Here is an 18,782-nt window from a genome sequence, read left to right as displayed (position 1 = left end):
CCGCCTACCGGTTCCGTACCAGTAGCGCGTACTGCGCGGCGGCGCGCTGGTGAACGGATTTCTCATCGGTCGCGTTGACCACCGCCACATAGCGGCCGTCCCGTACCACGCAGTAGTAGACCGGCAGAATGCCTTCGCGCCGAAGACATTTCGTATCAGGCACGGCGGGATCCGCCATCGGTGTTTGGTTCCGCCCGTACGTGGACTCCTCGGCGGCCAGTTTGCGAGCGGCGGACGCGTCACGCAGGCGGATCATCCAATTGCGGTCGATCAGGGCAATGCTCTCGATGGCGTCGGCGGGTATTCCGGCGGCCTGTGCGGCTCCCGGCAGGGCGTGCGCCGCACCGGTTGGGCCGTACACCACACCGCTCGATTCGATGTAGAAGCCCTCGCCCGCAGTGGTATCGGGCTGCATCTTGGTGATGTAGGGATACGACCATTCGCCGCTCGTGGTGGGCACCATGCGGCGCAGCATGCCGTCCGGATCGAAGTGCAGGTTCGCGATCTCCGCGACCGGGGTCGGCTGGAAGCGGTCGAGTTTCGGGATCTGCACGGCGAATGCCTTGGCTGCCAGCTTGCTCAGTTCACCCAGATCCGGATTCGAATAACTGACGAAGACCGCGACCACGAACGGCCCGTGCGCCATGACCATGCCCAGGGTGGGTACCGCCGGCCGCCAATGTCCCTGTGCCGCAGGATAATCCGGGAGGGCGACCGCGACGTTCTCAGGGCTCACCGCGAAATCCGCCGCTTCGATCTCGGTGGCGGCGCTGCGGGCCGCCGTGTCATCGGGTAGTCGCAGTGCGGTGATCCGCAGCGACCACGGGCGATTGAAGGTCGGGCAATTGGCGGGTGGACAGCCGACCACCGAATATCCGGCCAGCATGCCGTATTTGGTGAGAATCGGGCTGGCGACATCGGCGAGTATGCCGGTGGTATCGGCCGGACGCGGTAGCGGCGCGGGCATGCGCGGGTTCAGCGAAGCGTCGACCTCGCGGGGATCGGCCACCGCCTCGGACATCCGCGCCGACTCGATGAGGCGGCTGTAGCGCTCTTTGTCATTGCGCGGTTCGGTGACCGTCTCCGCGCCGAACTCGCCGAAGTCCAAGCCGCTCAACGTGATATCGGCGGAGACCGGCGTACCGGGGACCGTGCGCGCGCCCAATAACAGCGCGGCCACGAGTATCGCGACGACGAGGCAGGCCGGCGCCGCGATTATCGGGCGACTCGTGAGCGCCGCGAGTCTAGATCGGAGCATCAGGCCACCAGGAGTCGACTATGGCCTGTCCGGAGACAATCGAACTGAACAGATCCAGCACACAGAAGTTGCGCGCCGGATCATCGAAATTGATCCGCACATTGCCCTGTCGCCGACCGTTGACAATACTGTCGCCCCACATGATTCGGCCGTTGCTATTGCCGCGCGTCCACTGCCGTTCGCCCGATTTCGTAATCGGCCAGGGAACATCCGGCCAGGTCAGGCGGCTGGTCATACAGTTTGCCCACACCATGTCCACGGGATCGCCGTCGGCGCTGCACGCCAGCCAGACTCCGGCCCGCCGCACATCCAGGGGCACCACATTGCCGGCTTGGTCGTGCGGTTCGCACCACAGTCCGCGATAGCCGCTACTTGTCGGCGAGTGCGGTAGCAGTTCGGGGAAAGCTGCGACGGCAAATCCAGCGGTGCCCCAGGGGCCGGATTCATCGGCCACCGGGATGGGGGAAGCCGGTGCGGGAGAAGCGTTTTCGGAGCTATCCGCACCGATCACGAATACCGTGGCGGTGATGCCCAGCGCAAGCACGACAAGGGCGATCGCGCCGGAAAGGATTCGTTTACCGCGTTCGCGCACGGGCGGTACATCCGCCACCTCCTCACCGCGCAGCGCGGCGGCGGCCGCCTCGGCCAATTCCCCGCAGTCCCGGTATCGCTGATCGGGTTCCTTCGCCATCGCCCGCGCGATCACCCGGTCGAGGTATTGCGGCAGTGCGGGATTGACGACGCTCGGTAGCGGTGGCGGCTCCACCAGATGCGCCTGCATTACGGCAGCGGCCGACATGTAGGGGAAAGGCGTTGAGCCGGTGAGCAATTGGTACAGCGTCGCGCCGAGTGCATAGATATCGACGCGATGGTCGAGAGTTTCGCCGCGCAGCTGCTCGGGTGCGGCATAGGCGACGGTCGCCAGCACCTCCCCGGCCATTGTCAGCTCGGTGGAATCACCTATGGCGCGGGCGATTCCGAAATCGGTGACCAGTACCCGGTCGGGCCCGTCCGGCTCAGGCGAGACCAGGATATTGGCGGGCTTCACATCCCGGTGCAGCAGGCCCGCCGCGTGCGCCGCATCGAGCCCGCGCGCCGCCTCGGTGACAATATGCACCGCGCGCTCGGGCGGCAGGCCGAGCGGGTACTCGCGCAGCAGATCGGCGGAGTCCGAGCCCTGCACATACTGCATTGCGATCCACAGGGACTCGTCCTGCATCCCCCGGTCGAGGATGGCCACCACATTCGGATGCGCCAGCCGCGCGGCGAGTTCGGCCTCGCGCAGAAAGCGCGCCCGGAACTCGTCATCGGAACTGCTTGTCTCCGAGAGCACTTTGAGCGCGATCTGCCGGGGGAGTCGCGGATGGCGCGCCAGATAGACCGAACCCATACCACCCGCGCCGAGCTTGCGTTCGATCCGAAAGCCCGCGAACACTTCACCCGTCCGCACGGGGAGAGTCTCGGGGCATTACCGCATTACGTCAATACACTCGAATAAATATCGGTCAGTGCCAGTGGTATTCGGCGCACAGTCGATGCGCGACCAGGTCGAATGTCTTGCGCGGCACGATCGCGCCTTCCCGGCGAATACCGTCCTCCGGCACATCGAGCACTCGATCCAGCCGCACCCAGCTGGGCCGCTCCGCGTGATCCCACGCCCCCGCGCCGATCCCCACCCAGTTCTCGTGACGCGCGTGATCCTCATTCGAGGAGAGCATCAACCCGAGCAGCGTGCCCCGATCCCGCCCGACCACCAGCACGGGCCGATCCTTCCCATTGCTCGGATCCTCCTCGTACGGCACCCAGGTCCACACGATCTCGCCCGGATCCGCCCGCCCGTCCAACTGCGGGCTGTACACGATCTGCCGCGCCCGCTCCCTGGACGGCACCCCCGCCGACGAGGTCGGCCGCACCGCCGGCGCGGCCGGTTTGGGCACCACCGCCCGCACCGCCCGCCCCCACACCGGCGACTGCGCAATCCGCCCGATCAACTTGGGCCCCTGCTGCTTGACGAGATGAGACCCCTGCTCTTTGGCCACGAGCCCCAACTGCTTCCCCAAAGCGTTCCACCTGGCTGCCATGCGGGGCAGCTTAACGGCGGGAGGCCAGGTTCTCATCCGGGCCGGATTCGCCTGTGTGAATGGGCAGTTCGCGCGCTGGTGGCTCCACTGGCGAGTGCGGTCCGGCGTGCACCGTAGACTTCGGGGTTGACATGCCGCTGTTTCGCCATGCCGAGGAGTGACTCCGATTAGCAGTTTCGCCGATACGACGTTCACCGATCCGTCCCGGATCAGGAACTTTTGCATCATCGCCCACATCGACCACGGGAAATCCACCCTGGCCGATCGGATGCTGCAACTCACCGGTGTGGTCGAGGAACGGGCCATGCGCGCCCAATACCTGGACCGGATGGATATCGAGCGCGAGCGCGGCATCACCATCAAGGCGCAGAATGTGCGGCTGCCGTGGCAGGTCGACGGTGAGGACTACGTCCTGCACCTGATCGATACGCCCGGCCACGTCGACTTCACCTATGAGGTCTCGCGTGCGCTGGAAGCCTGTGAAGGCGCGATCCTGCTGGTCGACGCCGCCCAGGGCATCGAGGCGCAGACCCTCGCCAATCTGTATCTGGCGATGGACAAGGACCTCACCGTCATCCCGGTGCTGAACAAGATCGACCTCCCGGCCGCCGACCCGGACCGGTACGCCGCCGAGATCGCGCACATCGTGGGCTGCGAGCCCGAGGACGTGCTGCGGGTCTCCGGTAAGACCGGCGTCGGCGTGGCCGAACTGCTGAACAAGGTCATCGCCGAGATTCCCGCGCCGGTCGGCCAGCCCGACGCGCCCGCGCGCGCACTGATCTTCGACTCCGTCTACGACACCTACCGTGGCGTCATCACGTATGTGCGTGTGGTGGACGGCAAGCTGACCCCGCGCCAGAAAATCAAGATGATGTCCACCGGCGCCACGCACGAACTGCTGGAGATCGGCATCGTCTCGCCCGAGCCGAAAGCCACTCAGGGCCTGGGCGTCGGCGAGGTCGGTTACCTCATCACCGGTGTGAAGGATGTGCGTCAGTCCAAGGTCGGTGACACCGTCACCACCATGCGCGACGGTGCGGCCGAAGCGCTCACCGGTTACCGCGAACCGCGGCCGATGGTCTACTCGGGCCTCTACCCGATGGACGGCTCCGACTACCCGGACCTGCGTGACGCCCTGGACAAGTTGCAGCTCAACGATGCCGCGCTCACCTATGTACCGGAGACCTCGGTGGCGCTGGGCTTCGGCTTTCGCTGTGGCTTCCTCGGCCTGCTGCACATGGAGATCACCCGTGAGCGCCTGGAGCGCGAATTCGGCTTGGAGCTGATCTCCACCGCACCCAACGTGATCTACCGGGTGGTCATGGAGGACGGCTCCGAACTGGTCGTCACCAACCCCTCGTACTGGCCCGAGGGCAAGGTGCGCCAGATCTTCGAGCCGATCACCAAGTGCACCGTGATCGCGCCGAGCGAATTCATCGGCACCATCATGGAGCTGTGCCAGCAGCGTCGCGGAGAGCTGCTCGGCATGGACTACCTGTCCGAGACCCGCGTGGAATTGCGCTACACGCTGCCCATGGCGGAGATCATCTTCGACTTCTTCGACTCGCTGAAGTCGCGCACCCGCGGCTACGCCTCCCTCGACTACGAGGAGGTCGGCGAGCAGCAGGCCGATCTGGTCAAGGTCGACATCCTGCTGCAGGGTGAGGCGGTCGACGCGTTCTCTGCCATCATGCACAAGGACGCCGCCCAGGCATACGGGCACAAGATGACCACCAAGCTGCGCGAACTCATTCCGCGTCAGCAGTTCGAGGTGCCGATTCAGGCCGCCATCGGATCGAAGGTCATCGCGCGCGAGAACATTCGCGCCATCCGCAAGGACGTGCTCGCCAAGTGCTACGGCGGTGACATCAGCCGTAAGCGCAAACTGCTCGAGAAGCAGAAGGAAGGCAAGAAGCGGATGAAGACCATCGGCCGCGTCGAGGTCCCGCAGGAAGCCTTCGTGGCCGCGCTGTCCACCGATTCCGTTGCGGACAAGCCCAAAAAGTAAGGCGAGAAGCCACTCTCGAACTCTCGTGCCCCGCTGCCGTTCGGCAGCGGGGCACAGTGCTGAATTGGGGAAGAGTGTTGCCTCGCTGCCTTGCGGTAGTGGGGCACAGTGCTGATTGGGGAGAGACACAGTGCTGTGTTGAGGTTTGCGAGGTTTGTAGCGAGGCGTTCTGCGGTTCGAGCGGGGCGTTCGGTGTGCAGGTCGAATCTGGGGCTTCCGAACTGATATGCAGGGTGACAAGCTATGTGTCGCATCGCTGTACGCATCGCCTCTACCTGGTGGATGTGACAGACCGGATATCCGGAAATAGGGTGTGAAACGAGTTTGAAGACGGCGGTCCGCCAGCGGCGGATCGCCGATCCTTGAGAGCGGAGCCTTGATGACGCGTGAGCGGTCCTTCGACGACGACGCAGCCGGTGCGGGTGACGAGTACGCGGACGACGCCGCCTACCGCATTGCCACCGGCGTGGCGCGCACGGCGAGGGCGGGCGCGTATGTGACAGGCGGCGCGCTCATCGCCTCCGCGGGCACCCGCGGCGGCCCGGCCCCCGCCATCGATCACGACAGTCGCAATGTGAGCTGGTCGCAGGCGAACGATCCGCAGCCGGACGAGCCCAGCCCGACCCTCACCTTCCCGGACCTTACCGCCGATCAGCTGCCGCCCGCGCACCTGCCGTCCGGAATCGCGCCCGTCGCCGCGCCGGACAATCAGCACTACGGCAGCGATGCGGGACTTTTCCCGCCGGAACTCGACCACCAGGTCGCCGCGCACGATATGAGCATGGCCGGGTTCAACGGTGTCGGCATACCCGACACCGAACTACCCCGGTCCTTCACATTGCCGGACTACCAACAGGATTCCGACTTCGACCTACCGCAGAACGGCGCCGGGTGGTCCGGGCAGCAGCCGGGAGCCGCTGGTTCCCAGTGGCAGATCCCCGGCGCGGATGGATCGCAATGGCAGATCCCGGGTGCGGACGGTCAGCAGTGGCAGATCCCCGGCGCTGACGGTTCGCCGTGGCACATTCCGGGTACGGACGGCCAGGGCTGGCAGCTCCCGGACATGGAGGACGGTCAGGGCTGGCAGATTCCGGGCGGCGGGCTCAAACTACCCGGCGCCGACGGCCACCAGGCCGGGCTGGCGAATCTGCCCCATACCGGTGACCCGTTCGGAAACGGTTCGCACGCAGGCATTTTCGACGGCATCGACGATGGCTCGGTCGGTATCTCGGTCGCCACCAACTGGGCCGTGGATATGCATATCGGTCTCGACGGTGTGCGTTTCCAATCGGAATTGCAGGTGGACATCGCCGTCGGCCATGTCGGCAGCCAGCTCGACCAGTTCACCCAGGACATGGGCCAGGGGATGTCGCACATTCCGAACGGCATCGACCCGGACGGCAATCCGCTCCCCGCCGGTTCCAATCCCTTCGCCGAGGGCACCGTCCAGCCCGCCACGCAGAACGGTGCGGCAGCCAATGTTCCCGGGCAGCAACCGAATTCGCAGACCGTGACCGGCCCGCACGGCGCATCCGCGGGTGCGCCCGGATCGGCGATTCCCGGATCCACGGTCGGCGCACCGGGTTCCGCGATTCCCGGATCCACGGTCGGCGCACCGGGTTCCGCGATTCCCGGATCCACAGTGGGCGCACCGGGTTCCACGATTCCGGGTGCTGCCGGTGGCCCTGGGCTGGGTGCGCCCGGCCCGTCCATCCCGGGCGGATTCGGTACTCCCGCACCGGCTTACGTAGCGCCGGCGGCCCCCGCTCCGGCCGCACCGGCTTATGCCGCCCCGGCGGTTCCGGTCGCGGCCGCACCCGCCATGGCCGCCCCCGCGATGGCGCAGCCGGTCATCACGACTCCGCTGCAGACGACCATTCAGCCCGATGCCGCCTCGCATCCGATCGCGAATCTGCTGACCACGCCCGGCCAGTCGCCGCTGTACGCCTCGGCCGCGAACGCACCCGCGCTCTTCGGTCACGGAAACCATCCGACGCTGCTCGCCGCCGGTCAGCCCGATCCGGCGATCGTGGTCGCCAAGCCGATGCCGGTGACCACCGATCCGACGGTGCCGAAGATCAGCGTGCCCACCAAGACCGACCCGGGCCTCACCGTGGCCCCGTCGGTTCCGGTGATCACCAAGGTGCCGGGTATCACCGATCCGGCCTCGACCAAGCTGCCCGGCCTGACGGTTCCGACCGCACCGCACACCACGGTGCCGCCGGTCACCACCCAGCCGCACGTCACCGTGCCGCCCGTGACCCAGGATCCGGACGGGGGCACCACCCGCCCGCACGGCCCGAGCGATGACACCGATACGCACGGCCCCACGATCACGCTGCCGACCGAAACCGATACCGTCCCAACGCATCAGCCGCCGGTGACGCTGCCCACGCATCCGGGCGGATCCGATGTGACGGTGCCGACGGTCGCGCCGACCGTGGATATCGATCCGCCGACGCATCAGCCCACCATCACGCTGGATCCGACGGTGCCGACCGTGCCCCCGACGGTGCCGACCGTCCAGCCGCCGGTCACCCCGCCCAAGGGCGGGGACGCCCCCAAACCGGTGAAACCCATTGCGGATATGAGTGATTCGGGTCAGCACCTGATGCCGATCGCCGACGACTCCGCCCTGCACCCGATCTACCTGGTGCACGACGCCGGCCTGACCTCACACCTCATACCGGATACCGCCCTGGTCGTCAGTCACCTCCCGCTGTACGCGGCGTTCGACCATACGCTGCTGTGAGCGGCGTCGAACACCTTGTCGCAGTGAAGAATCCGGACGCGATGGGCCCGTTGCTCGCGCTGCTCGACGAGCTGCTCGAGCCGGTGCACACCGCGGGCCGCGCCGACCTGGCCGGGCGCCTGGGCATCTCCCGCGCCCGGCTGTCCGACCCGCGGGTGCGTCTGGTCGTGGTCGGTGAGTCCAAGAGCGGGATGAGCACGCTCGTCAACAGCCTCGTCGGGGCGGCGGTCAGCGCCACCGACGGCGCCGCCAGCGTGCCGGTGATCGCCGAGTACGGGCCGCAATCCACCGCCACCCTGGTGCGCGCGGGCCGCGGCGGCACCGCCGAACGCCAGCCGGTGGATCCGCAGCACGCGGTCGTCGAACTCGCCGCCACGGGCGTCATTCGGGCCGAATTCACCGAGCCCAGTGCGCTTTTGGCGGAGGGCTTCGTGGTGCTGGACGCACCCGGATCGCCCGGTGACACCCCGGCCACCTGGTCGCTGCTGGCCGTCGCCGACGCCGTGCTCTACGTGGCCGATGCGGGCACGCCGTTCACCGCCGCGCAGATCGGGCAGTTGCAGCGCATTCAGCAGGTGTGCCCGACGGTTGTCTGCGTGCTCAACAAGATCGACCAGTATCCGCATTGGCCGGAGGTGCAGCAGCACGACCGCCGCCTGCTCGACGCCGCCGGACTCGCCTTCGCGGTCGCGCCCGCCTCGGCGCGGCTGCACGAGCAGGCCGCGGGCACCGGCGATGCGCAACTGGACCTGGAATCCGGTGTGCCGCAACTGCTCGACCATCTGCGCGGATATGTGCTCGGCAATGCCGATGCGGCGGCCGCGGCGGCCGCGGTGCGCGATATCGGGCTCATTACCGACCATCTCGCGCTCGCCCTGCGCACCGAGGCCGAGACGCTGCGCGATCCACGCCGCTACGGGGTCATCACCGAACAGCTGCGCCGAACCCGCGAGGAGGCCGAGCAGCTGCGACAGCGCAGCGCCAACTGGCAGGTCACCCTCGCCGACGGTGCGGGCGAGCTGATGGCCGATACCGAACATGATCTGCGACACCGGCTTCGGAGCCTGATCCGCGATGCCGAATCCGACATCATGAAGCGCGATCCGGCCCGGCGCTGGGCCGAGTTCGGCGGCGACCTGGACGCCAAGATCTGCGAGGCGGTGGAGGAGAACTTCGTCATCGCGCACTACCGCTCGGTGGAGCTGGCCGAGCAGGTGGCAGCCAAATTCCCCGACCGCGGTATCCCGACACCCGAACTGCGCCTGGACAATCCGGGTGAGGTCGGCGAGGTGCTGGAACCGGTGACCTCCCTCGACAAGCTGGACAGCGCCAAACCTGCTGTCGCACAACAGTTCCTGAATATGCTGCGCGGATCCTACGGCGGCGTGCTGATGGTCGGCCTGGCCACCAGCCTGCTCGGCATGTCACTGGTGAACTGGTACTCCGCCGGCGCCGGCGTGCTTTTGGGCATCAACGCGCTGTGGGACGACCGCAAAGCGCGCAAACAGCGCCGCCAAGCCGAGGCCAAGGTCGCCGTGGCGCGGCTCATGGACGACGTGATCTTCCAGGTGAGCAAGGAATCCCGCTACCGCCTGCGCGCCGTACAACGCAACCTGCGCGACCACTTCACCGAAATCGCCAATGAGACACTGCGTTCGGTCGATGCCTCGCTCCGCGCCGCCGAAGAGGCCGCCGCCGTGCACTCGGGTCAGCGCCGCGAACAGCGCCTCACCGAAATCGAATCCTCGCTGATTCGCCTGCACGACCTCCGCGAACGCGCCGACGCCCGCGGCGGCCAGACCTCCGCGTACTGAAACACCGCGGCCTGACCCCCTCCGTCATCCCGGCATGGTTTTGGCCGGGATCCACTGCGCCAAGGTGGATCCCGGCCAAAAACGCGCCGGGATGACGGAGGATGGGGCGTCCCGAAGTGGCGGTGTCAGCGTCCGGGGTGGGCGGGATTGAACTGCCCGGCGTGATGCGTCTCCTCGGCGCGGATCACGTGCATGACCGCATTGATGAGCGCCAGATGGGTGAACGCCTGCGGGAAGTTGCCGAGATGTCGCCCGGTGCGGGTGTCGATCTCCTCGGCGTACAGCTTGAGCGGGCTGGCGAAGCCGAGGAGGCGTCCGCAGAGTTGCCGTCCGCGCTGCAGTTCGCCGATCTCCACCAGCGCCGAGACCAGCCAGAATGAGCAGATGGTGAAGGAGCCCTCCTCGCCGAGGAGTCCGTCGTCGGTGGTTTCGGTGCGGTAGCGCAGTACCAGGCCGTTCTCGGTGAGTTCGTCGGCGATGGCGAGCACGGTGGCCCGTACCCGATGGTCGGTGGGTGGCAGGAAGCGCAGCAGCACCACGAGAAGTAGTGAGGCGTCCAGGGTTTCGCCGCCGTAGGTCTGGGTGAACACTCCCTCGGAGTTCACGCCATTGTCGAGAATGTCCTGTCGGATCTCGTCGGCGATGTCATGCCATTTCTTGGCATAGTCGAGTTCACCGTGCAGTTCGGCGAGTTTCGCGCCGCGATCCAGCGCCACCCAGCACATCACTTTGGACGAGGTGAAATGTTGCGGTTCCCCGCGTACCTCCCAGATACCGCGATCGGGCTTGCGCCAGTTCTCGATTGCCGCGTGCACCTGTCGTTCGAGCATGGGCCACAACGTCTCCGGCACCTGCCGTCGCGATTTCACGTGCAGGTAAACGGAATCCAGGATGGTGCCCCAGATATCGTGCTGGTCCTGGTTGTACGCGCCATTGCCGATGCGCACCGGCCGCGCCCCGTCATATCCGGACAGGTGCGGCAGTTCGGATTCGGTGATCTCGCGTTCCCCGTCGATACCGTAAAGCACCTGCAGCGGAACGGGATTGCCCTCGCCGTCGTGGGTGACATCGTGCAGGAAGGCGAAGAAGTCGTCCGCCTCGCGGTCCAGGCCCATGGTGTACAGGCCCCACAGCGCGAAGGACGAATCGCGCACCCAGGTGTACCGGTAGTCCCAATTGCGTTCCCCGCGGGAGGTTTCCGGGAACGAGGTGGTGGGCGCCGCGAGCAGCGCCCCGGTCGGCGCGTAGGTGAGGCCCTTCAAGGTCAGCGCACTGCGCTGCAGGAAGCCGCGCCACGGATGATCGGGGAAGCGCCCCAGGGTGATCCATTGCCGCCAGCACTCGGTGGTCGCCCACATCTTCTCCGAGGCCTCGGCGAAGGTGCGTGGTGGTGGCAGGTCCGACCAGGACAGGGCCACGAAGATCTCGTCACCCTCCTTCATGCGGGTGCGTGCGCGAGCCTCCCGGCCCTCGATGCCGAGCCGCATATTGGTGGTGATGGTCAACGGTGCGACACCGTCGACATCGCAAGTGGCCGTTGCCTGTTCGTACACGTCACCGCTGTACTCCCACTGGGCGGGGGTGCGGTGGTAGTCGAAGGCGGGTTCGCAGCTCATCTCCAGTTCGACCACGCCGTTCACGCATCTCACGGTGCGCAGCAGAATGTGCTCGGCGTCCCAGTCCTCGGGTGTGCGGCGGTGCGTGCGACTGCGCTGCTGATTGTTGTGCCAGGGGCCGAGTACGAGCGCGTCGCGCACGATGAGCCATCCGGTCTCGGTCTGCCAGGTCGTCTCGACAATGAGCCCGCCGGGCAGGTACCGCCGTGCGGCGGGCACATTGCGCCCGTACGGCCCGATTCGGAAGTGTCCGGCACTGCGGTCCAGGGCGGCACCGAAAATGCTGGGGGAGTCCGGCCGGGGCACGCACATCCATTCCACCGAGCCATTGCGGGCGATGAGGCAATTGGATTCGCAGTCGGACAGGAAGGCGTAATCGTCGATGGGCGGGAAAGCCGATTGATGAGAGCCGCCGGTAGCGGTGGGCAGAAAGCCGCCGGACAGGGTGGTGTCGGGCGGATCGATCGATTCGCGGGTTGGGCCGGGCGCTTCGAAGGCGGCGTCGTCTATTTCGCTGCCGAGTGGCGGGTTCACGGACTCCGGTTCGTCGTAGGACTCCATTTCCTAATCATCAGTCCAATCGGCCCGAATCGTCCACCATCCGGTGTTCGGCCTAGGCTGATGTCGTGCATCGGATTGCAGGATGGTGGGACGGCGTCGAATTATGGGTGGCCGGCCTGCCCTTCGTTCCCCAGTTCGCCGTGGTGCTTGCCGCCATGGTGCCCGTCTGTTTCGCCATCGCCTACGTGCTGGATCGTGTGCTGCGGGTTGCGCTGCACGCGCTGGGCCGTGATCGGATTGCCGCCCAGGAGGCCGCGGTGCCCGCCGCGCAGCCGCGTCGTATGCGTAAGGAAGCAGCCTGATGCCCCGCTCTCGTGTTCAGCTCGCCCTGATCGCGCTGCTTGTCCTGGTTGTCGTGGCCTGGTTGTGCACCCGCTGATTTCGTCGGCTGTTCATCGTGTCGAATCGGCCTTGCGGCCCACTTTGTCGGATGCTGCGCGTACGCTGCTGCACCATGTCAACCGATGAAGGCTTGGAACTGGAAACGCTGCTGTCCGAAGAGGATTTCGAGGACGAGCCGCGCCTGATCGCTACTCACCTGTGTGGGCCCGATGAGGCCATCGAAATGGTGAAGGCGGCACAGCTGCTGGGCCTGGGCGTCCGGCTCAGCAACCGCATCCGCCCCGACGAAGAGGATGCCGAGAGCGCCACCGAAGAGTGGATTCTCGACATCCTGGAGACCCCGCCCGTCGTCGAAGACGACGAGTGATTACTGCTCTCGCCACTCGCTGAAGCGTTTTCCGATCTTCGAAACCGTTTCGCCCACTTCCTGACCCACCGTGCCGACCGCGGATCCGACATCGCGTCCGAGGTTGCGCACGGTGCGGATCAGCGGGTCCTCGGATTGGTCGAAGTTGTGCCGGTAGGCGCGCGCCGCCTCCTTGACCTGATCGCTGATCTTCGCGTTCTTGTCCTGCTCGCGTAATGGGTACTGGCCGGACAGGATTCGGTCGTAGTCACCGCTGGTGATCCAGCGCCGCAGCTCGGCCGCGCGCAGCACCGAGAACGGGTGCGTCTGCAATTCCAGATTGAGCAGCTTCAAAACCCCGTCGCGCAGGTCCCCGGCGCGGTCGTAATCGTCCGCCTGCTGCAGGAACGCGGCATGACTCATCTCATCCACACGGGAGCCGCCCGCGAGCTTCATATGCACGCGTACGGACGCGTCCACGTCCTGTCCGCAGAGCAATCCCGCACGGTCCCCGGACAATTCGGATTTGCGGCTCCACTCCATCAGCGCCGCCACAATCGCGCGTAATGCCCAGCCGCCCACCGGAACCCAGCCGATGCCCGCGGCCAATTGCATCAAATGCATGAGCATGGTCCGGTACACCGCATGCCCGGACAGCGCGTGCCCGAGCTCATGCCCGACCGTGAAGCGCAACTCCTCGGGATCGAGCAGATCCAGCAGTCCGGTGGTGAGCACGATGAACGGCCGATCCATGCCGATGGTGAAGGCATTGACCGAAGGGTCCTGCAGCACAAACATTTCCGGTGTCCGCGGGGCATCGAGGATGCGTACCGCGTCGGCGCGCAGGTGATGCAGGTTCTTGAACTGCCGCTCATCCACCCGCACCGCCGTGGCCAGGTACATCAGCCGATGCTGGCGTTCGGCGAGCAGTCCGGAGAGCGTGCGCAGCAGCACGTCGAAACCGGACAGCGAGCGCAGGGTCACCAGCGCGGTGCGGTCGGCCGGATGCTCCCAGGCGCGGGTCGAGATGCCGGGGAATTTCCGGCGGAGGCGATCAGGGCTCGTCATGTATTTCCCCCGTGTGGATACTCACTTCGATTCGCGGCGTGACCGGCCGCTCTGCTACAGTCTGCCGCGTGTCGTCGAGTGTTGTGCCCCAGGTCCGCCATGAATTGGCGTTGATCGCTGTGGGCTGCCTCGCTGTCGCGGACATTCACTGTCGCTGATCGTCGACCGAGCTGTGCTGCCCGTCCCCTTTGTAGACTGGCGCGCGTGCCTTTCGCAGCACTGCTCGTTCCCCAGCGGCCCCCGGGTCGATAGCGCGACCGCCACGTCCTGACGCGGCGGGTCTACGGCAGTCCCCAGATTTCCGCCGGTGGTGTGCGCACCCCGGCGAGCGGTAGGAAGGTCCACCGATGTCACGCAATACCCGATTGTCCCGTCGCTACCTCGCGGTCGCGCTCACCGCTGTCGCCGCCGTCGTACTGTCCGCGTGCAGCGGCGGTTCCAGCGATACGGTCGGTGCCGACAGCGGCCCGAATGGCAAGGGCGGCAAGCTGAATCTGTACGCCTACGCGGTGCCCAAGCCCGGTTTCGACAAGGTGATTCCCGAGTTCAACAAGACCGATGCCGGTAAGGGCGTCGAGGTGCTCGGCTCGTACGGTGCCTCCGGTGATCAGTCCCGCAAGGTGAAGGACGGCGCCGAGGCCGACGTGGTCAACTTCTCCGTCGAGCCCGATATCACCCGTCTGGTGGATGCCGGCCTGGTGGATGCGAGCTGGAATGCGGACGCCAACAAGGGAATTCCGTTCGGCTCGGTCGTATCGCTGGTGGTGCGCAAGGGCAATCCGAAGGGCATCAAGGATTGGGACGATCTGCTGAAGCCGGGTGTCGAGGTGGTCACGCCGAACCCGTTCAGCTCCGGTTCCGCGAAGTGGAATCTGCTGGCCCCGTACGCGGCCAAGAGCGATGGCGGTAAGAACCCGCAGGCCGGCCTCGACTTCCTGACCGAACTGGTCAAGCACGTGAAGGTGCAGCCCAAGTCCGGCCGCGAGGCCACCGACACCTTCCTGCAGGGCGTCGGCGATGTGCTGATCAGCTATGAGAACGAGGCCATCTTCTCCGAGCGCAAGGGTGATCCGGTCGAGCACACCATTCCGCCGACCACCTTCAAGATCGAGAACCCGGTCGCGGTGCTCAAGAACGCCAAGAATCCGGCGCAGGCCATCGCGTTCAAGGACTTCCTGTTCACCCCCACCGGCCAGCTGGCCTGGGCGCAGGCCGGATTCCGTCCGGTCGACCCGAAGGTGGTCGCCGCCTTCGCCGCTGACTTCCCGACCCCGCAGAAGCTGTGGACCATCACCGACCTGGGCGGCTGGAAGACCGTGGACAAGGAACTCTTCACTCAGGGCACGGGCAGCATCGCCCAGATCTACGACAAGGCCACCAAGTAGTCGGGTGAGCTGGGACACACGGGATACTTGGCGATTGTGAACGACAGCAGTGGGGACGCCGGACCGCGCACCGGCGTCTCCGATGACAAGCGCAGCACCGTCCGTCCGCGCCGACGGTCCTGGCTGCGGGTGACCGGCTCGGTCGGTCCACTCGGCATCGCGACGACGGTGCTGTGGCTCAGCATTATCGTGCTGCTGCCGTTGGCGGCCTTGACCTTCAACGCCTTCGATGACGGCTGGGCCGGATTCTGGAACGCCGTCACCGCGCCCGCCGCACTGGACGCGCTGCGGGTGACGGTGTTCGTCTCGGTGATCGTCGCCGTCGTGAACGTCATCTTGGGCACGCTCATCGCGTGGGTGCTGGTGCGGGACGACTTCCCGGGCAAGAGCATTGTGAACGCGCTCATCGATCTGCCGTTCGCGTTGCCGACGATTGTGGCCAGCATTGTGCTGCTGTCGCTGTACGGACCGCAGAGTCCGATCGATATCCATCTGAACGCGACTCAGCCGGGTCTGGTGGTGGCGCTGGCATTCGTCACGCTGCCATTCGTGGTGCGGTCGGTGCAGCCGGTGCTCATCGAGGCCGATAGAGAGGTGGAGCAGGCGGCCGCGTCCCTGGGCGCGGACAACTGGACCACCTTCCGGCGCATCGTGCTGCCGACGCTGGCTCCGGCTGTGATCAGCGGCGGCGGGCTCGCATTCGCGCGCGCTCTCGGTGAGTACGGGTCGGTTGTATTGATCGGCGGCAATATTCCGCGTGAGACGCAGATGGCCTCGCAGTACATCCAGCAGCAGATCGAGATCGACCGGCCGATCAATGCCGCCGCGGTTTCGGTTGCACTGCTGGTCATCTCGTTCGCGACGCTGCTGGTACTGCGGTTGTTCGCCGAGCGTTCGGTTCGCAAGGAGGTGGATGCACGATGAAACTCTCCACCCCGACCCGTCTTTCGCTGCGCGTGCTGGCGCTGGGCTATCTGCTGATGCTGCTGGTGCTGCCGCTGGGGCTGATTCTGTGGCGCACCTTCGAGCCGGGTTTCGGCACGTTCATCGACTGGATCAGTACGCCCGCGGCCATCTCCGCGTTCAATCTGTCGATGATCATCGTGGCCATCACGGTCCCGATCAATGTGGTGTTCGGCATCATCACCGCGCTGGCGCTGGTGCGCGGGCGCTTCCCCGGACGCAATCTGGTGCAGGGTCTGGTGGACCTGCCGTTCGCGACTTCGCCTGTGGTGGTTGGTGTTTCGCTGATCCTGCTGTGGGGTGCGGGCGGCTGGTTCGGCGGTATCGAGGAGCACGGGCTGAAGGTGATCTTCAATCTGCCCGGCATGGTCATCGCCACCATCTTCGTGACGCTGCCGTTCGTGGTGCGCGAGGTGGAGCCGGTGCTGCACGAGATCGGCGACGATCAGGAACAGGCCGCCGCGACGCTCGGTGCCTCGCGCTGGCAGACGTTCTGGCGGATCACCCTGCCCGCCATCCGCTGGGGTCTCACCTACGGCGTGGTGCTCACCGTGGCGCGCGCCCTCGGCGAATTCGGTGCGGTGATTATGGTTTCCACCGCGCTGCCCGGAAAATCGCAGACGCTGACGCTGCTGGTGAACAGCCGCTATCAGGATCACAACACCTTCGGCGCCTATGCCGCGGCGACCCTGCTCATGGGTATCGCGCTCGTCGTTCTCCTTTTCATGACTCTCCTCGAACGCAAGCGGGGTACGGCCAAATGATCACTGTGACCAATGCGAACAAGAACTACGGTTCGTTCGCGGCTCTCGACAATGTCAGCCTGGACATTCCGTCCGGTGAGCTGACCGCGCTGCTGGGACCGTCCGGATCGGGCAAGTCGACGCTGCTGCGATCGATCGCCGGACTGGAGACCCTGGACAGCGGCATTGTCACCATCGCCGAACGCGATGTGACCAATGTGTCGCCGCAGAAACGCGATATCGGATTCGTCTTCCAGCATTACGCGGCGTTCAAGCACATGACCGTGCGCGACAATGTGGCATTCGGGCTGAAGATTCGTAAGCGGCCCAAGCCTGAGATCAAGAAGAAGGTCGACGACCTGCTGGAGATCGTCGGGCTGGACGGGTTTCAACACCGGTATCCCGCACAGCTTTCCGGTGGTCAGCGCCAGCGCATGGCATTGGCGCGGGCGCTCGCGGTGGACCCGCAGGTGCTGCTGCTCGACGAGCCGTTCGGCGCGCTGGATGCGAAAGTCCGTGCGGACCTGCGCACTTGGCTGCGCCGGTTGCATGAAGAGGTGCATGTCACGACTGTTCTGGTCACCCACGACCAGGAAGAAGCCCTGGATGTGGCCGACCGGATCGCGGTCATGAACAAGGGTCGCATCGAACAGGTCGGTACCCCCGAGGACGTCTACGACCGTCCCGCAAACGATTTCGTGATGTCGTTCCTGGGCGCGGTGGCCAAGCTGAACGGTCACCTCGTCCGCCCGCACGACATCCGCGTCGGCCGCGACCCCTCCATGGCCCTGGCCGCCCACGAAGGCACCGCCCAATCCGCGGGCGTCACTCGCGCCACGGTCGAGCGAGTCGTCCACCTGGGCTTCGAGGTTCGCGTCGAACTCCGTAATGCCGCCACCGGCGACCTCTTCACCGCCCAGGTCACCCGAGGCGACGCCGAAGCCCTCCACCTCGCCGAAGGTGAAACCGTATTCGCCCGAGCCACCCGAATTCCCGAACTCCCCATCGCCTGATTCAGGGAATCCTCGCGCCGGCCGGGTGTGAGTTGCTCCCGTCATCCCGGCGTGCTTTTGGCCGGGATCCACTTCCTCAATGCGACACGCCGGGTGTTGGGGTGCGAAGGTTTTGTAGACCTTTACGGTCGGCCGTCGGTGAGCGACGCTGGTAGCAGCAATGGATACCAGCCATTCGCTCAGCGATCGACCGATGGAAGGCCCACACATGGCCTTGACCGAATCCGAAGCCAGAGTGCTCGCCGCCTTATCGCTGCCGCAGTTCCCGGCCGCACTCACCGTCCGGCAACTGTGCGCCGCAACGGGTCTCACCGCCGGTGCCGCCCGGCGCGCACTGCACGGCCTGTCCCGCACCGGGCTGGCCCTGGGCACCCGGCACACCCCCGCCACCTGGCAGGCCACGCATCGCGGGCGACTCACCATTCACACACCCACCTATCGCGACTATCTCACCCGTAACCTCACAGTGCCGGAAACACGTCCCCGCACCAGGAGGCCACCGCCATGCTCGCAGCATTCTCGATCACACCTATCGGCGCAGGTGAAGACGTAGGCGAACCGGTCGCCGCGGCCATTCGCGTAATACGCGAAAGTGGACTGGCCAACCGCACTTCGGCGAGTTTCACCGAGATCGAGGGGGAGTGGGACGAGGTCTTCGCCGTCATCAAGAAGGCCACCGACGCCGTGCTGGCCATCTCCAACCGGTGCAGCATCATGGTCAAAGCCGATATGCGGCCCGGCCATACCGACATGCTGACGGCCAAGGTCGCCACGGTCGAGCGCTACCTCGCCGACTAGTTCGGACAAGCCGAAGCCGCGAATTCCACTGACG

Annotated in this window: 17 protein-coding genes; 12 read left to right on the top strand and 5 right to left on the bottom strand. The window is 66.0% G+C overall.

Annotation, left to right across the window (positions count from 1 at the left end; genetic code table 11):
* Positions 1–4 precede the first annotated feature (4 nt).
* Genes GFY24_RS16720 through GFY24_RS16710 form a run of 3 tightly spaced genes read right to left on the bottom strand, consistent with a single transcriptional unit; the run spans position 5 to position 3,339 of the window.
* Positions 5–1,258 carry a hypothetical protein gene (locus tag GFY24_RS16720; RefSeq protein ID WP_153805978.1) on the bottom strand — a complete coding sequence of 418 codons (1,254 nt, stop codon included), beginning with the start codon at positions 1,256–1,258 and terminating at the stop codon, positions 5–7.
* Positions 1,245–2,708, bottom strand: a complete 1,464-nt coding sequence (locus tag GFY24_RS16715) for a serine/threonine-protein kinase (protein WP_309230946.1) — start codon at positions 2,706–2,708, stop codon at positions 1,245–1,247. Before GFY24_RS16715 ends, GFY24_RS16720 begins: the two co-directional genes overlap by 14 nt.
* A gap of 55 nt (positions 2,709–2,763) precedes the next feature.
* On the bottom strand, positions 2,764–3,339 hold the full coding sequence (locus tag GFY24_RS16710; protein WP_153805977.1) for a type II toxin-antitoxin system PemK/MazF family toxin: 576 nt from the start codon (positions 3,337–3,339) through the stop codon (positions 2,764–2,766).
* A gap of 157 nt (positions 3,340–3,496) precedes the next feature.
* Between GFY24_RS16710 and lepA the strand changes: the two genes are divergently transcribed.
* From lepA to GFY24_RS16695, 3 genes are all read left to right on the top strand, one after another.
* A complete protein-coding gene (gene lepA, locus GFY24_RS16705; RefSeq protein ID WP_309230945.1) occupies positions 3,497–5,347 on the top strand; it encodes a translation elongation factor 4 in 1,851 nt (616 codons plus the stop codon).
* A gap of 379 nt (positions 5,348–5,726) precedes the next feature.
* Positions 5,727–8,099 (top strand): hypothetical protein, encoded by a 2,373-nt coding sequence (locus GFY24_RS16700; protein WP_153805976.1) that lies wholly within the window; start codon positions 5,727–5,729, stop codon positions 8,097–8,099.
* A complete protein-coding gene (locus GFY24_RS16695; protein WP_309230944.1) occupies positions 8,096–9,913 on the top strand; it encodes a hypothetical protein in 1,818 nt (605 codons plus the stop codon). Before GFY24_RS16700 ends, GFY24_RS16695 begins: the two co-directional genes overlap by 4 nt.
* Before the next feature lie 125 nt (positions 9,914–10,038).
* On the opposite strand, the gene GFY24_RS16690 is transcribed toward GFY24_RS16695, so the two are convergent.
* Positions 10,039–12,090, bottom strand: coding sequence for a glycoside hydrolase family 15 protein (locus GFY24_RS16690; protein WP_153805975.1), 2,052 nt, complete (start codon positions 12,088–12,090; stop codon positions 10,039–10,041).
* A 65-nt stretch (positions 12,091–12,155) separates the two neighbouring features.
* Between GFY24_RS16690 and GFY24_RS16685 the strand changes: the two genes are divergently transcribed.
* Both GFY24_RS16685 and GFY24_RS16680 read left to right on the top strand, forming a co-directional pair.
* The gene (locus tag GFY24_RS16685; protein ID WP_309230943.1) at positions 12,156–12,392 is read left to right on the top strand and encodes a hypothetical protein; all 237 of its coding nucleotides are present in this window, start codon (positions 12,156–12,158) and stop codon (positions 12,390–12,392) included.
* A gap of 152 nt (positions 12,393–12,544) precedes the next feature.
* Positions 12,545–12,799, top strand: a complete 255-nt coding sequence (locus GFY24_RS16680) for a hypothetical protein (protein ID WP_153805974.1) — start codon at positions 12,545–12,547, stop codon at positions 12,797–12,799.
* Here GFY24_RS16680 and GFY24_RS16675 read toward each other — a convergent pair whose 3' ends face one another.
* The gene (locus GFY24_RS16675) at positions 12,800–13,846 is read right to left on the bottom strand and encodes a M48 family metallopeptidase (RefSeq protein ID WP_153805973.1); all 1,047 of its coding nucleotides are present in this window, start codon (positions 13,844–13,846) and stop codon (positions 12,800–12,802) included.
* A 68-nt stretch (positions 13,847–13,914) separates the two neighbouring features.
* Between GFY24_RS16675 and GFY24_RS43730 the strand changes: the two genes are divergently transcribed.
* The 7 genes from GFY24_RS43730 to GFY24_RS16645 all read left to right on the top strand — a co-directional run bounded on the left by GFY24_RS43730 (position 13,915) and on the right by GFY24_RS16645 (position 18,748).
* Positions 13,915–14,004 carry an Ms4533A family Cys-rich leader peptide gene (locus GFY24_RS43730; protein ID WP_328601465.1) on the top strand — a complete coding sequence of 30 codons (90 nt, stop codon included), beginning with the start codon at positions 13,915–13,917 and terminating at the stop codon, positions 14,002–14,004.
* A gap of 189 nt (positions 14,005–14,193) precedes the next feature.
* On the top strand, positions 14,194–15,231 hold the full coding sequence (locus tag GFY24_RS16670; RefSeq protein WP_153805972.1) for a sulfate ABC transporter substrate-binding protein: 1,038 nt from the start codon (positions 14,194–14,196) through the stop codon (positions 15,229–15,231).
* A gap of 123 nt (positions 15,232–15,354) precedes the next feature.
* Positions 15,355–16,155 (top strand): sulfate ABC transporter permease subunit CysT, encoded by an 801-nt coding sequence (cysT, locus tag GFY24_RS16665; protein WP_153806214.1) that lies wholly within the window; start codon positions 15,355–15,357, stop codon positions 16,153–16,155.
* Entirely contained in the window at positions 16,152–16,958 is an 807-nt protein-coding gene (gene cysW / locus GFY24_RS16660) for a sulfate ABC transporter permease subunit CysW (protein ID WP_153805971.1), read from the top strand. Before cysT ends, cysW begins: the two co-directional genes overlap by 4 nt.
* Positions 16,955–17,950, top strand: a complete 996-nt coding sequence (locus tag GFY24_RS16655) for a sulfate/molybdate ABC transporter ATP-binding protein (protein ID WP_153805970.1) — start codon at positions 16,955–16,957, stop codon at positions 17,948–17,950. The genes cysW and GFY24_RS16655 overlap by 4 nt, the downstream gene beginning before the upstream one ends.
* A 193-nt stretch (positions 17,951–18,143) precedes the next feature.
* Positions 18,144–18,503, top strand: a complete 360-nt coding sequence (locus GFY24_RS16650; protein WP_228566386.1) for a hypothetical protein — start codon at positions 18,144–18,146, stop codon at positions 18,501–18,503.
* Positions 18,455–18,748: an MTH1187 family thiamine-binding protein gene (locus GFY24_RS16645; protein WP_153805968.1), complete on the top strand. Its 294-nt coding sequence runs from the start codon at positions 18,455–18,457 to the stop codon at positions 18,746–18,748. The genes GFY24_RS16650 and GFY24_RS16645 overlap by 49 nt, the downstream gene beginning before the upstream one ends.
* The last annotated feature ends 34 nt before the right edge of the window (positions 18,749–18,782 follow it).

The organism is Nocardia sp. SYP-A9097 (assembly GCF_009649815.1).
Taxonomy (GTDB): Bacteria; Actinomycetota; Actinomycetes; order Mycobacteriales; family Mycobacteriaceae; genus Nocardia.
This window is presented reverse-complemented; position numbering and strand designations above follow the sequence as displayed.

Bases quoted from the DNA above. Each gene is read 5' to 3' on its own strand.
- GFY24_RS16655 (WP_153805970.1), top strand. From the start codon at position 16,955: ATGATCACTGTGACCAATGCGAACAAGAACTACGGTTCGTTCGCGGCT.
- GFY24_RS16700 (WP_153805976.1), top strand. From the start codon at position 5,727: ATGACGCGTGAGCGGTCCTTCGACGACGACGCAGCCGGTGCGGGTGAC.
- GFY24_RS16675 (WP_153805973.1), bottom strand. From the start codon at position 13,846: ATGACGAGCCCTGATCGCCTCCGCCGGAAATTCCCCGGCATCTCGACC.
- GFY24_RS16650 (WP_228566386.1), top strand. From the start codon at position 18,144: ATGGAAGGCCCACACATGGCCTTGACCGAATCCGAAGCCAGAGTGCTC.
- GFY24_RS16670 (WP_153805972.1), top strand. From the start codon at position 14,194: ATGTCACGCAATACCCGATTGTCCCGTCGCTACCTCGCGGTCGCGCTC.
- GFY24_RS16680 (WP_153805974.1), top strand. From the start codon at position 12,545: ATGTCAACCGATGAAGGCTTGGAACTGGAAACGCTGCTGTCCGAAGAG.
- GFY24_RS16645 (WP_153805968.1), top strand. From the start codon at position 18,455: ATGCTCGCAGCATTCTCGATCACACCTATCGGCGCAGGTGAAGACGTA.
- GFY24_RS16690 (WP_153805975.1), bottom strand. From the start codon at position 12,090: ATGGAGTCCTACGACGAACCGGAGTCCGTGAACCCGCCACTCGGCAGC.
- cysW (WP_153805971.1), top strand. From the start codon at position 16,152: ATGAAACTCTCCACCCCGACCCGTCTTTCGCTGCGCGTGCTGGCGCTG.
- GFY24_RS16710 (WP_153805977.1), bottom strand. From the start codon at position 3,339: ATGGCAGCCAGGTGGAACGCTTTGGGGAAGCAGTTGGGGCTCGTGGCC.
- GFY24_RS16720 (WP_153805978.1), bottom strand. From the start codon at position 1,258: ATGCTCCGATCTAGACTCGCGGCGCTCACGAGTCGCCCGATAATCGCG.